This is a genomic window from Pacificimonas sp. ICDLI1SI03, assembly GCF_054740865.1.
Genome location: NZ_JBSQAU010000001.1, coordinates 918,305 through 931,225, shown reverse-complemented (window position 1 = coordinate 931,225; position 12,921 = coordinate 918,305). Strand labels below are relative to the sequence as shown.

Here is a 12,921-nt window from a genome sequence, read left to right as displayed (position 1 = left end):
AGGTCAGGTCGACGCTATTCAGAAATGGTGTTCACTCGCTTCGACCATGGACGTTCGATGGTCGGCGGGTGAACATTTATCGGTCGTCCTGCCCTGTGCGGGAAAGCAATAGATTCGATGCGTAATCCCTCCCCACCGCTGACCCGGATCGCCCCTGCGACCACAATGCTGGCGGCGGCCTGCGTTATTCTGTGGCTTGCCGATCTTGTCTGGCCAGAGCTTGGGTACGGTCTGTCGCTGATCCCGGCACGCCTGACGGGCCAATCCTATGTCCCGGGCTTCGCCGCGCCCGCCATTCTGACGCCTGTCACGATGCAGTTCGTGCATGCAGGGATTGGGCACCTGTTCCTGAACATGGTGTTCCTGATCTTCATCGGACGTTTCGTAGAGGGGCTGCTCGGCCCGGGTCGGTTTATCGCGCTCTACCTGGTCAGTGGTATTGCCGGCGCCTTGCTGGAGGTGGCTTTGTCGCCAAGCTCACCCGTTCCGCATGTGGGCGCCTCCGGCGCGATTGCCGGGGTGTTTGCTGCCTATGCGATGATATTCGGACGCCGCGCCGATCACGCGTCTGAACGCAGCCAGGCGCTGAGATTGGCATTGGTCTGGATTGGCTTGCAACTGGCAATCGGGTTTGTGTTCAATTCCGGCGGGGCAGGGGGCGGAATCGCCATATGGGCGCATGTAGGCGGCTTCCTGGCCGGACTGGTGCTGGGCGTCCCCCTGGCGCGCGACGCTCTTCGCTCGCGTTAGCGGTGGCACAGCCGCGCAATAAGGCCCAGGGATCATGGGTCGCTTTACGCCTGCGCTCTATGCGGTGCCGACAATGCCTCCGTCGAGGGCAATGGTCTGCCCCACGACATATTCTCCGGCGCGCGACGACAGAAATATAGCGAGGCCCGCCACATCTTCCGCCGTGCCGACACGTCCGGATGGATTGCCCTTGCCCACGCTATCCCAGTCGACATCCTCCGTCTCGCCGCCAAAGCCCACGCCGGTGGAGAGCATCCATGTCGGGAAGGGGCCGGGCGCGATGGCGTTGAAGAGGATGCGTTCCCCCGTCAAATGTGTCGCAAGAAAGCGGGTCAGATGGTGGACGGCCGCCTTTGAGGCGCCATAGCTGAAGGCGTCAAACTGAGAGGATTTCAGGCCGTCAATGCTGCCGATGTTGATAACACGCGCGGGAGTTTCCCTGGCGGCGGCGCGCAAGAGAGGCAGCAGACGCTGCGTCAGGAAAAAGACACCCTTTACATTGGTATCCATCACCTTGTCCCACCCCTGTTCAGGAAATTCACCAAGCGGCGCCCCCCAGCTCGCGCCGGCATTATTGACAAGGATATTTAGCTTGTCTTCCGCCTCCGAAAGGCGTTGTGCAAGGCTGTCACACCCTGCAACCGTCGACAGGTCGGCGGGAAGAGCGACGCATGTCGCACCATATTTCTGTGACAGGCGCTGGGCCGTCTCTTCGCAGGCATCGGCCTTCCGCGAAGAAATATAAACCTTTGCCCCCTTTGCCAGGAACCCGGCAGCGATCATCTCTCCGATCCCGCGCGAACCCCCTGTCACAAGAGCGACCTTACCTTCGATTGAAAAAAGATTGGTAAAATCGCTCATGTGCAGTCCTTCATCCTTGTTATTCCGTCGGCAGGAAATCCGGCACGGAAAGATACCGCTCACCGGTATCGTAGTTGAAGCCGAGGATGCGCTTCTTGCCCTCCGCCTTTTCAATATACTGCCGGATTGCGGCCAGCGTCGCACCTGACGAAATGCCTACCAACATGCCTTCCTCGCTGGCGGCGCGGCGGGCCATTTCCTTGGCGTCTTCCGGATCGACCTGGATCGCTCCGTTGATCGACTGGGTGTGCAGATTATCGGGGATGAACCCTGCGCCGATGCCCTGAATGGGGTGCGGGCCGGGCTGACCGCCGGAAATGACCGGCGACAAAGAGGGCTCGACCGCCCAGATTTCCAGGTCAGGCCATTTTGGCTTCAGAACCTCTGCCACGCCGCTGATATGGCCGCCGGTGCCGACGCCTGTGATGATGGCATCAAGCGGGTTCCCGTCGAAATCATTCAGGATTTCAGGGGCGGTCGTACGCTTATGGACCTCGACATTGGCGGGATTGTCGAACTGTTGCGGAATCCACGCGCCTGGCGTTTCGGCCTTCAGCTCTTCGGCACGCTCGATGGCGCCCTTCATTCCCTTTGTCTTGTCCGTCAGATCGAATGTGGCGCCATAGGCCAGCATCAGCCGGCGGCGCTCTATGGACATCGACTCGGGCATGCAGAGGATCAGCTTGTACCCTTTAACCGCGGCGACCATGGCGAGGCCTACGCCGGTATTTCCCGACGTCGGTTCGATAATCGTGCCGCCGGGTTTTAGCGCTCCTGACTTTTCCGCATCCTCGATCATGGCGAGTGCGATGCGGTCCTTGATGCTGCCGCCGGGATTGCTGCGTTCGGATTTCACCCACACATCGTGGTCCGGAAACAATCTGGCCAGGCGGATGTGCGGCGTATTGCCGATGGTGTCGAGAATGCTGTCGGCGATCATGGTGCGGTCTCCCTTTGCTCAATGTCTGTCATACTCAATTCATCAGGCGGGTCGAAGGTCCGTGCGCGTCTGAGTTCGGGAAACAGGCCCAGATAGGCGGCAACCACGACCAGCGCACCGGCCCCGCCGCTTGCGACGGCGACTACCGGACCGAACAGCGCCGCAAGCCCGCCGGAAAATGCGTCGCCCAATTCGTTAGAGGCGCTGATTGTCAACTGTGACACGGCGGAGACACGGCCGCGTTTTTCGTCGGGAGTGTGCAATTGTATGAGGCTGCCACGGATATAGACGCTGAACATGTCGGCAGCGCCGATAATGAACAGCGCGGCAAGCGAGAGCGGCATTGTTCGCGAAAAGGCGAAGATGATCGTGGCAACCGCGAATGCCGCGACCGCGGCCAGCATCTTTGGCCCGACACCCGTCTGCAGCGGGCGAAAGCTGAACCACAGGGCCGTCAGGGCCGCGCCGATGGCAGGGGCGGCCGCAAGCTGACTGAGCCCGGGGGCGCCAACCTGCAAAATGTCACGCGCATAAACCGGGAACAGCGCCGTTGCGCCCGCCAGGAATACCGCAAACAGATCAAGCGTTATCGACCCAAGAACGATCTTGTTATGGCGAACATAGGCTAGTCCCTCGATGATCTGCCCAATGGGCCGTTTGGAGCCGGAAATCGTGCTGCGCGGAACCTCGCCGATGCGGCTGAGCGCGATGAAGCTGAGCAGGAAGAGAAGAAATGCGATTCCATAGGGGAGGGCAGGCTCAACCTCGTAGAAATAGCCGCCAATTGCGGGACCGACGATCATGCCCGCCTGCCAGGCGATCGACCCAAGCGCGATCGCGTTCGGCAGAACCGCCTTGGGAACGAGGTTGGGCGCTAGGGAACTGACTGCCGGGCCGGTGAATGCGCGGGCGATGCCCAGCAGCACCGCAATGCTGAACAGTACCGGCAGTCCCATGTCCCCGGACCATGTGGTGCCTGCCAGGGCAAGCGCGCACAAGGCCTGCAACGCCACGGTCGCCTTCGCCACGGTCCTGCGATCCAGCAGGTCAGCGGCGAGGCCAGAAAAGGGCGTCAGGAAGAATAGCGGCAAAAACTGCAGCAGGCCGATCAGCGCCAATTGCCCGGAGGCTCCGGCGACGGACATGCCACTGTCGCGCGCGATATTGTACGTCTGCCAGCCGATGATCAGAAGCATGGCATATTGCGCCAGGGTCATCGACAGTCGGGCGAACCAGTAGGCGCGGTAATTCGGAATGCGAAGGGGGTGGGGATGTTTGCTCACGGGGTGCCGTCTAAGCTGTTTTGCCGCGCAGCCAAGTTCAGATCAGGACCGGCGGCAAGATTACCATGACGCCGCCGGCGGAGCCGCGTATGAATGGCGCTATGAAAACATGCATCTCGCTCGTCATGGCCGCGACTTTGGCCGCCCCCGCCGCCGCTGCGACTTTGGTCGTGGGCAATAAGGAGGCCGACACGGTCAGCTTCATAGACCTGGCCAGCGGCACGGAACTTGCCGAAGTGAAAACCGGCCCCAAGCCGCACGAGGTGGCGATTTCGCCGGATGGAACGCGTGCGATGGTGGTCGCCTATGGCGGCACGACGCTGGACCTGTTCGACATAAGGCAGGCGAAGAAGATCGGCACGTGCGCCCTTGCGCCCAATGAGCGCCCGCACGGCATCGTGTGGACGAAATCGAACGCCATTCTGGCGACAACCGAGGGCAGCTCCACGGTGACACTGGTAACGCCCGATTGCGGCCGCGCCTCCTCCGTTGCGACAGGTCAGAAGGGCAGCCACATGCTGGTCGTCGACGAAGCGCGTAACCGCGCCTACGTGTCCAATCTGCAGGACCAAAGCGTCACTGCGCTGGACCTCGCATCAGGGAAGAAGATCGGTGACTTTAATGCGGCGGAGGAGCCGGAGGGCATCGACCTGACGCCGGACGGCAGCGAATTATGGGTCGCGAACAGAGCGTCGAACACGGTTTATGTCCTCGACCCCGACAGCGGCGCACGGCTGGACAGTATGGACGTGGGCAACATGCCCATCCGCCTCGCCATTTCGCCAGACGGCAAGTGGGCGGTGACGAGCAACATGCGAGACGGATCGATTTCGGTCATCGACGTCGAGAAGCGGGAGAATGTGCGGACCATCCAGGTTTCCGGCAGCGAAGAAAGCGGTCAGGTTACGTTGGTATGGTCAGAGGATGGCGAGCGTCTGTTTGCGGCGGAAACAGCGAAGGCGCAGATAGCGGAAATCGATTTTTCAAGTGGCGAGGTTTTGCGCCATTTGCCTGCGGGAGCAGGTAGCGACGGGCTCGGCTGGTCACCGATATCTATCGACCGCAGTGCACTTCCTCTGCCGAAACCCCAAAGGTCTAACTGAACGCTGTTGGAGAAGAGACCGGGACGACCTGTACAGGTCGTCCCGGTCAATAATTTATAGCGAGTCGGAAACCTTCTTTCCTGCCATCAAGCCCAAAACAAGGAAGATCACGAACAGGGCGATACAGATAAAGAATAGAATTTTCGCAATGCCGACAAAGGCACCACCAATACCGCCGAAGCCGAGAGCGCCGAGAATAAGTCCTGCGATCAGCAGGATGATTGCCCATTTAAGCATCGTTGAAGCCTTTTCTGTGAACGAGTGCCCGGACAGCGCTTCTACAACAGTTTTGTTCCCACCGGTGCGATGCGGCCAAAAATTGAGGGCGCAGCGGGTTAGCCGAATTGTTGCTGGTGCCGCTGTGCCAGACCGACATAGGCGTCAACGCCAGCCCGGTTTTGCTTGATCTGTTCGGATGTCATGTTGGCGAAGAACTTTGCGGGTCTGCCCGCCCATATCTCGCCGGACGGGATCGTCTTGCCGGGGGTCAGTAGCGCGCCTGCCGCCAGCATTGCGTCGGTTTCGATGACGCAGCCATCCATGACGATGGCGCCTAGACCAACGAAACTGTGATCCTTCAATGTGCAGCCATGCACAACTGCCATATGGCCGATCAGGCAGTCGGCGCCGATGAATGTCCCATGTGTTCCGCGAGAGACATGAACGATGCTGCCATCCTGGATATTGGTTCGCGCACCCACCACGATGGAATGCACGTCGCCACGCAGGACGCAGTTGTACCAGATACTGGCGCCTTCATTCACCTCGACATTGCCGATGATCTGCGCACCCGGTGCGATGAAGGCGTCTGGTGCGATGCGGGGCGACGTGTCGTCGAAGCTGTGTAGCGGCATAAAAGGTCTCAGGCAGGGTGGGTCGAGTAGACGATGATGTTACGAAGGCGCGCCTCATGCCGTCCATCGGGGTCTGGCAAAATATAGTCGAGATCGGTTCGGCGCTGCATCCCAAGCCGCTCCATCAGGCCCCAGCTTCGTTCATTGCCGACAACGGTCAGCGCCATAACAGCTTGGCCCGGATAGCGCTCCGCCGCCCATTCCAGCGTGGCTGTGGCGGCTTCGCGCGCATAGCCCTGCCCCCAAGCATCGCGCTTCAACCGCCACCCGATTTCCAGCTTTCCGGCGGGCGGCCCGTGTTCGCAGCGTTTCAGGCCGCAAAAGCCCAGGAACTCGCCCGTGTCGGATCGTTCCAGCGCCCAGAAACTATGCCCCATCTCACGGGTAAATTGCTGCAGCCTTGCGATCAGGTCGTCGGTCTCGGACAGGCTCTGCGGCGGACCCAGATGCGCCATGACCTCGGGATCATTGTTGATGGCGTTCAACGGGAGACGATCGCTGTCCCGCCAATCGCGCAAGACGAGGCGCGCGGTCGTGATCACGGGAACAGGGGCGCCTGTGTCAGACCCGCCGTTTCATCCAACCCAAACATCAGGTTCATGTTCTGGATCGCCTGTCCGCTGGACCCTTTTACCAGATTGTCGATGGCGGCAACGATGATTGCGCGGCCGGGAATACGATCGGCAAATATGTTCAGGACGACATGGTTCGACCCTCGCACCATGCGTGTGGCAGGGGCAATCCCCTCGGGCAGAATGTGCACAAAGGGAGAGGTCGCATAGCTTTGGGCAAGGCAGTCTCTCAGGTCGGAGACCGACCGCCCTTCGCCAAGTTCAACTGTGATGGTTTCCAACTCGCCACGGTTCATCGGGACGAGATGCGGCACGAAGCTGATCGTGACCTCGGTCCCGGCGCGCTTACCAAGCTCCTGCTCGATTTCCGGCATGTGCCTATGTCCGCCAAGACCATAGGGGTGAACCGCCTCTGCCACTTCGGGGAACAGGTTCGCCTCCTTCAGGCTGCGACCCGCACCACTCACTCCGCTAAGGGCGTTGATGGTAATATTACGTGCAGAAATATCGCCGCGTTCCAGAAGCGGCAGGAGAGCGAGCAACGCTGCGGTCGGATAGCAGCCGGGGCAGGCAACCAGCTTAGCATCCGGCAAGGCGTCACGCGCAAATTCGGTCAGCCCGTAGACGGCCTCCGTCATCAGGCCGGGGGCGGGATGCGCCGTGCCGTACCATTCTGCATATGTGTTCGCGTCATCGAGACGAAAATCAGCGCTGAGATCGATAATCCTGGGGCCATTCAGGCCGGACAGAAGCTCCGCACTGGTGGCATGCGGCAGGCATCCGAACACAACATCGATGCCGTCCCAGTCGATCTCATCCGCTCGCTGAAGCGGCGGCAGGTCGGGAAACATCGCCAGGTGCGGCCAGATGTCGGACATCTTGTTTCCAGCTTTGGCATTGGCGCTGAGTGCAGCAATGCTGATATTGGGATGGCCGAGGGCAAGACGCACGAGATCCGCGCCGGTGTATCCAGAGGCGCCGAGGACCGCGATTCGAATGGTGCTGCTCATGGCGGCTGACTAGCCGAGGGGCCCTACGATACCAACCCTTTCGCATCCCGGCGCCCCCTGAGTTCGAGGTCTGACATGACAGCTGGCCTTTTTTCTCGCGGCTCACCATGCCATCAGGCGCGCCATGAAGGCATTTCGAACTTTGCACGCAGCGGGCGACGCCCTGATCGTTGCCGACCATGCGGGAACCTCTGTGCCGCCGCAGGTGAATCTGGGTCTGTCCGTTGAAGAGATGCGGCGTCACATCGCCGTGGACATCGGCATCGCGGCCCTGACAGAACGGGTGGCAAAGCTGATTCGTGCGCGCGCGGTCCTTGCCACTCTTTCACGCCTTGTCGTGGACCCCAACCGGTCCTTGGGCGAACCGGGCCTGATACCTCAAATCAGCGATGGAACCTCCGTGCCCGGCAATCGCGCGATGAATGAGGCAGAGCGCGAGGCGAGGATCGCCTTTCACCAATCATATCATGCGGAGATTGAGCGGCTGATCGCGGAACGCCGACCCGCTCTTTTGGTGTCGCTGCACAGTTTTACGCAGTCCTTGAAGACCGACCCCGAAGTTCAGCGGCCGTGGGACGCGGGTCTTTTATACAATGAGGATGACGCCACCGCTCAAATTGGCATTGATTTCCTGCGCGGCGAGGGGCTGACGGTCGGCGATAATCAGCCCTATTCCGGTGCGCTGACCGGATACACCATTATCCGCCACGCGGAGAACAACGCAATTCCGTCGCTGTTTCTGGAGGTGAGGAACGATCATCTGCAGGACGATGACAGCATAGAGATTTGGGCGGACAGGGTTGCGAGGCTGATCCGTCACACGCAGAAGGTGCTGCAGAACGACGGCACGACAGAAGGAAAGACCGCTCCGTGATCGATAAATCGAAACTTCCCAGCCGCCACGTCTCCGTTGGACCGGAGCGCGCGCCGCACCGCTCCTATTATTATGCGATGGGTCTGACCGAGGAAGAAATCGCGCGGCCTTTCGTAGGGATTGCTTCTGCCGGGAATGATTCCGCCCCCTGCAACACGCTGCTCGACGTGCAGGCCGATGCGTGTCGGGAGGGCGTCAATGCCGCGGGTGGTATGCCACGCCGGTTCAACACGATTACCGTCACGGACGGCATCGCCATGGGACATCAGGGCATGAAGGCGTCTCTGGCCAGTCGCGAGGTCATTGCCGATTCCGTCGAGCTGAGCGTTCGCGGCCATTGTTACGACGCGCTGGTTGCCTTTGCCGGCTGTGACAAAAGCCTTCCTGGCATGATGATGGCCATGTTGCGGCTGAACGTACCGTCGGTCTTTGTCTATGGCGGGTCGATCCTGCCGGGGCGCTTCCACGACAAGGATGTCACCGTGGTCGACGTTTTCGAGGCTGTGGGCGCGCATGCCGCCGGCAGCTGCCCGTTGCAGGAATTGATCGCGCTGGAAAAGGTTGCCTGTCCGGGCCATGGCGCATGTGGTGGGCAGTTCACTGCGAATACAATGGCATGCGTCGCGGAGGCGATTGGTCTTTCGCTGCCAAATTCCAACATGGCTCCGGCCCCGCACGAAAGCCGGGAAGATTATGCCATCGCGGCCGGCAAGGCAGTCATGCACATGCTGGAGAAAAACATCAGGCCGCGTGACATCTGCACGCGTGAAGCCTTTGAAAATGCTGCACGTGTCGTCGCGGCGACGGGCGGATCGACGAACGCCGCCCTGCATCTGCCCGCCATGGCGGCGGAGGCAGGCATTGATTTCGACCTGTTCGACGTCGCAGAGATATTCAAAACAACGCCTTATATTGCCGACCTAAAGCCGGGTGGTAAATATGTGGCAAAGGATATGCATGCCGCAGGCGGCATTTACATGCTGATGAAGACGTTGCTGGCGAACAATTTGCTGCACGGTGACTGCATGACGGTTACCGGAAAAACGCTGGCGGAAAATCTGGAGGAGATCCGTTGGAACTCCGATCAGGATGTTATTTACGACGTGAAGGCGCCCCTCTCTCCGACAGGAGGGGTCGTCGGCCTCAAGGGGTCGCTTGCTCCCGATGGCGCCATAGTGAAAGTGGCCGGTCTGAAGGGACTGACGTTCACAGGCCCGGCCCGTGTGTTCGATTGCGAGGAGGACTGCTTTGCCGCGGTCGAGGCGCGCGAATATAAGGAGGGCGAGGTCCTGGTCATCCGATATGAAGGTCCGAAGGGCGGACCCGGTATGCGCGAAATGCTGTCCACGACGGCAGCGCTCTATGGTCAGGGCATGGGTGACAAGGTTGCGCTGATCACGGACGGACGTTTTTCAGGCGGCACGCGCGGTTTCTGCATAGGTCATGTCGGGCCAGAGGCAGCGGACGGCGGACCCATCGGGCTGGTGGAAAATGGCGATCTGATTGCCATTGATGCCCAGGCGGGAACTATCGACCTGCTGGTGGACGAGGCGGTTCTGGACCAGCGGCGCGCCGAGTGGCAACCGCGTATGAACGACTATCAGGCGGGCGCGCTGTGGAAATATGCGCAAGGGGTTGGGCCCGCCCGCACTGGAGCATGCACGCACCCCGGCGCGCGCCAAGAGACGCATATTTATGCCGATACGTAAGTCCGACTCCCGTCGGCTAAGGCAGCGGGCGATCGGGCTGGGTCGGCAGTGGCTTTGCCGGCGGAATGTCCGCCAGCATTTCAGGCGGAAGGGCGGTTGCGCGTACTTCCGCAGGCGGAGCCTCTCCCATCGCCTCGAACACAGGCGCTCCATATTCGTTGCGTGGAACCTCGCCCGGCGTAAGCGAGCGCCCGCCCGCATAGTTCGGGGAGGGTGCACAGGCGGAAATTGCGAGACTGGCCGCAGCCAACAGGAATATCGTACGCATGCCGCGCAGCTATCACATTCACGACCGACATCGCCAGTCAAAGATAAATCCGTGCGATGAACCGGCAGCGAACGATATTGACCGGCCAGGAAATGCGCACGGCGGAGGAGCAGGCCGCCGAGAACGGCATTTCGGAATGGGTGCTGATGCAGCAGGCGGGCAGGGGTGCGGGGCAGGCGATGGCCGCCTCAGCGAACGGGTTGCCGATTTTGGTTCTATGCGGAACCGGCAATAATGGCGGTGATGGCTATGTCGCTGCCGAAACCCTGCGCCGTATCGGATGCAATGTTCGTGTCGCTGCATTCGGCCAACCTGAGAGGGAGCCTGCAAAGACCGCTGCAAATTACTGGAACGGCGAAACCATTTCCCCGGAATGGGCTGATCCCGGCGCGGTGTTTGTCGATGCTCTGTTCGGCACCGGTTTGTCACGACCATTGGAGGGGGCGGCCTATGCGGCACTTCTGCGTCTGTCAGAGGGGAGCCAGCAGCGGATCGCGTTCGACCTTCCCAGTGGGGTGGACAGCGACACTGGACGGTGTCTGTCATCCGTTCCGGAATTCCACCGCACCTTCGCATTTGGCGCATTGAAGCCGTCACACCTGCTCTATCCTGCCGCGCAATTCTGCGGCCGGGTCGATGTGGTGCCGATCGACATAGACCCTTCGAATGCCCGCACTTTCGCTCTTGCCGCGCCCGAACGGATCAGCGTCGACCCCACCGCCCATAAGTATCAGCGTGGCTCGGTCGCCGTCGCCGCAGGTGACATGCCGGGGGCCGCGGGCCTTGCTGCCCGCGCGGCCCAACGGGCGGGGGCGGGGTTTGTCACGCTGGCGGGAAATACCTCACCTTTTCCGCCCTCCTCGCTCGTCATGCGGGAAGTCACAGACCTCGACGCCCGCCGGACTGATGCTGGGGTCATCGGCCCTGGGCTGGGCACCGGCGATATGGCGGAGACACTGGTTGCGCCGTTCCTGGACCTTGGCGTGCCGCTGGTGATCGATGGCGACATGTTTTCAATCTTTGCTGACAAGCCTGATCAATTATTCGGCCGAGGTGACGTCATGACGCCGCATGAAGGCGAGTTCGGACGCTTTTTCGGCGACCTTTCCGGATCGAAGATCGACCGGGCCCGTACCGCAGCGGCGCGCAGCGGCAATGTCATCGTCCTTAAAGGTGCCGATACGGTGATCGCATCTCCGACAGGCGATGTGGCCGTCAACGATCATGCTCATCCCCGCCTGGCGGTCGCGGGGAGTGGTGACATTCTCGCAGGCATTATCGCGGCGGAGATCGCCCGGGGCCGCTCGCCGTTCGATGCCGCCTCTGCCGGCGTTTGGCGGCATGGCGACGGGGGACTGAAGGCGCGCGATGGCATGATTGCCGAGGATCTGCTGGAACTGATCCGCTGATGGCAAAGGAGATCGTGAGGCTGGCGGCGCGCGGTGACGGTGTTTCGGCCGACGGCGATTTCATTACGGGCGCCGTGCCCGGCGACATTGTCGAGGGTGAGACGATCACTGCCGGACCGCATCATGTCGTTCCGCCATGCGTGCATTTCGGAATATGTGGCGGCTGTCAGCTTCAGCATGCGGACGAGGAGGTGCTGGCCGGATTTGCCCGCGGTCGGATTTTGGGCACGCTGGCCAGCGCGCAGATCGCGCCGGAACATGTGCACGACGTTCATCTTTCGCCGCCCTTGTCGCGGCGGCGTGCGTCGCTGCGCGCCGTACGGACGCCTGACGGAATAGAGCTGGGTTTCAACGAGGAGGGCAGCCGGATCGTCGTCGACCTGCATGAATGCCATGTCCTGACGCCGAACCTGTTCTTCTGCGCGCAATCCTTGAGGCCCTATCTGGCTGACCTGCTGCCGCAGGGGTGGGTCAGCGGCATTACCCTGACGGCGACGCCCGTTGGGTTCGATGCGCTGCTGACGAATGTGAAAGCGGATAGCGATACGATTGCCCGGCTGGCGGAATGGGCAAAGGCCGCAGGCGTTGCCCGCGTGTCGCTGGAAACCCCCGGCGGCATTGATCCTGTTGTGCAGCGTGCGGTGCCGGCCGTGCGTTTTGCCGGCACTCAGGTCGACTTTCCGCCTGGCGCATTCCTGCAAGCGACGGAAGACGGCGAAGCCGCGCTTGTGCGAGCGGTTCTTTCTGCAACTGAAGGTGCGAAGTCGGTTGCCGACCTGTTCGGGGGGCTGGGAACCTTTGCGTTTCCGCTGGCGGAGCGGGCGCGCGTTGTTGCCGCCGATGCCGCCCGCGCCTCCATCCAGGCGCTGGAAAAGGCGGCCAAGCGGAAGAAGCTTCGTATCGAAACCCAGCACCGAGATCTATTTCGGCGGCCATTTTCTGCCGCAGAGCTTTCGAAGTTTGACAGCATTGTCCTCGATCCGCCGCGGGCAGGCGCAAAGGAGCAAATTGCCATGATCGGCCCCTCAAAGCTGCAGGGGTTTTGTTATGTTTCGTGCAATCCGAACACGTTCGCACGCGATGCGAAGATTTTGGCTGAAGCCGGCTTTCGCATTGCCGAGCTGTGGCCGGTAGGGCAATTCCGTTGGTCCACCCATGTGGAACTGGCCGCACGTTTCGTGCGATGACAGGTTGCAATTAGAAGGGCGTGCCGTTAGTCGGCGCGCCATCCCACAGGCGTGAGATACATATCCGGTGGGCGGTCAGGTGATCGCCTTTCCCTTGCGCC

Annotated in this window: 14 protein-coding genes; 6 read left to right on the top strand and 8 right to left on the bottom strand. The window is 61.1% G+C overall.

From position 1 onward, the window contains the following. Positions 1–117: 117 nt before the first annotated feature. Positions 118–750, top strand: coding sequence for a rhomboid family intramembrane serine protease (locus ACSMXM_RS04450; protein ID WP_460314311.1), 633 nt, complete (start codon positions 118–120; stop codon positions 748–750). A 57-nt stretch (positions 751–807) separates the two neighbouring features. Here the strand turns inward: ACSMXM_RS04450 and ACSMXM_RS04445 are convergent, their stop codons facing one another. From ACSMXM_RS04445 to ACSMXM_RS04435, 3 genes are read right to left on the bottom strand one after another with little or no spacing between them, the layout of a single operon-like run. After that, the gene (locus tag ACSMXM_RS04445) at positions 808–1,611 is read right to left on the bottom strand and encodes an SDR family oxidoreductase (protein ID WP_460314309.1); all 804 of its coding nucleotides are present in this window, start codon (positions 1,609–1,611) and stop codon (positions 808–810) included. Between the two features lie 19 nt (positions 1,612–1,630). Beyond that, on the bottom strand, positions 1,631–2,551 hold the full coding sequence (gene cysK, locus ACSMXM_RS04440; RefSeq protein ID WP_460314307.1) for a cysteine synthase A: 921 nt from the start codon (positions 2,549–2,551) through the stop codon (positions 1,631–1,633). Next, a complete protein-coding gene (locus ACSMXM_RS04435; RefSeq protein WP_460314305.1) occupies positions 2,548–3,834 on the bottom strand; it encodes an MFS transporter in 1,287 nt (428 codons plus the stop codon). Before ACSMXM_RS04435 ends, cysK begins: the two co-directional genes overlap by 4 nt. Positions 3,835–3,935: 101 nt before the next feature. On the opposite strand from ACSMXM_RS04435, the gene ACSMXM_RS04430 reads away from it, so the two are divergent. After that, on the top strand, positions 3,936–4,937 hold the full coding sequence (locus tag ACSMXM_RS04430) for a YVTN family beta-propeller repeat protein (protein ID WP_460314303.1): 1,002 nt from the start codon (positions 3,936–3,938) through the stop codon (positions 4,935–4,937). Between the two features lie 54 nt (positions 4,938–4,991). Here ACSMXM_RS04430 and ACSMXM_RS04425 read toward each other — a convergent pair whose 3' ends face one another. From ACSMXM_RS04425 to argC, 4 genes are all read right to left on the bottom strand, one after another. Beyond that, entirely contained in the window at positions 4,992–5,174 is a 183-nt protein-coding gene (locus tag ACSMXM_RS04425) for a DUF1328 family protein (RefSeq protein WP_460314301.1), read from the bottom strand. A 98-nt stretch (positions 5,175–5,272) separates the two neighbouring features. Beyond that, entirely contained in the window at positions 5,273–5,791 is a 519-nt protein-coding gene (locus tag ACSMXM_RS04420; protein WP_460314299.1) for a gamma carbonic anhydrase family protein, read from the bottom strand. Between the two features lie 8 nt (positions 5,792–5,799). Beyond that, positions 5,800–6,333: a GNAT family N-acetyltransferase gene (locus ACSMXM_RS04415; protein ID WP_460314297.1), complete on the bottom strand. Its 534-nt coding sequence runs from the start codon at positions 6,331–6,333 to the stop codon at positions 5,800–5,802. Continuing rightward, positions 6,330–7,373, bottom strand: a complete 1,044-nt coding sequence (argC, locus tag ACSMXM_RS04410) for an N-acetyl-gamma-glutamyl-phosphate reductase (RefSeq protein WP_460314295.1) — start codon at positions 7,371–7,373, stop codon at positions 6,330–6,332. Before argC ends, ACSMXM_RS04415 begins: the two co-directional genes overlap by 4 nt. A gap of 124 nt (positions 7,374–7,497) precedes the next feature. Between argC and ACSMXM_RS04405 the strand changes: the two genes are divergently transcribed. Both ACSMXM_RS04405 and ilvD read left to right on the top strand, forming a co-directional pair. Continuing rightward, positions 7,498–8,247 (top strand): N-formylglutamate amidohydrolase, encoded by a 750-nt coding sequence (locus ACSMXM_RS04405; RefSeq protein ID WP_460314293.1) that lies wholly within the window; start codon positions 7,498–7,500, stop codon positions 8,245–8,247. After that, entirely contained in the window at positions 8,244–9,956 is a 1,713-nt protein-coding gene (ilvD, locus tag ACSMXM_RS04400) for a dihydroxy-acid dehydratase (RefSeq protein ID WP_460314291.1), read from the top strand. The genes ACSMXM_RS04405 and ilvD overlap by 4 nt, the downstream gene beginning before the upstream one ends. A gap of 16 nt (positions 9,957–9,972) precedes the next feature. Here ilvD and ACSMXM_RS04395 read toward each other — a convergent pair whose 3' ends face one another. Further along, positions 9,973–10,224 (bottom strand): hypothetical protein, encoded by a 252-nt coding sequence (locus ACSMXM_RS04395; RefSeq protein ID WP_460314289.1) that lies wholly within the window; start codon positions 10,222–10,224, stop codon positions 9,973–9,975. Between the two features lie 56 nt (positions 10,225–10,280). On the opposite strand from ACSMXM_RS04395, the gene ACSMXM_RS04390 reads away from it, so the two are divergent. Continuing rightward, positions 10,281–11,633, top strand: a complete 1,353-nt coding sequence (locus ACSMXM_RS04390; protein WP_460314287.1) for an NAD(P)H-hydrate dehydratase — start codon at positions 10,281–10,283, stop codon at positions 11,631–11,633. Continuing rightward, positions 11,633–12,820 (top strand): class I SAM-dependent RNA methyltransferase, encoded by a 1,188-nt coding sequence (locus ACSMXM_RS04385; RefSeq protein ID WP_460314285.1) that lies wholly within the window; start codon positions 11,633–11,635, stop codon positions 12,818–12,820. The genes ACSMXM_RS04390 and ACSMXM_RS04385 overlap by 1 nt, the downstream gene beginning before the upstream one ends. The last annotated feature ends 101 nt before the right edge of the window (positions 12,821–12,921 follow it).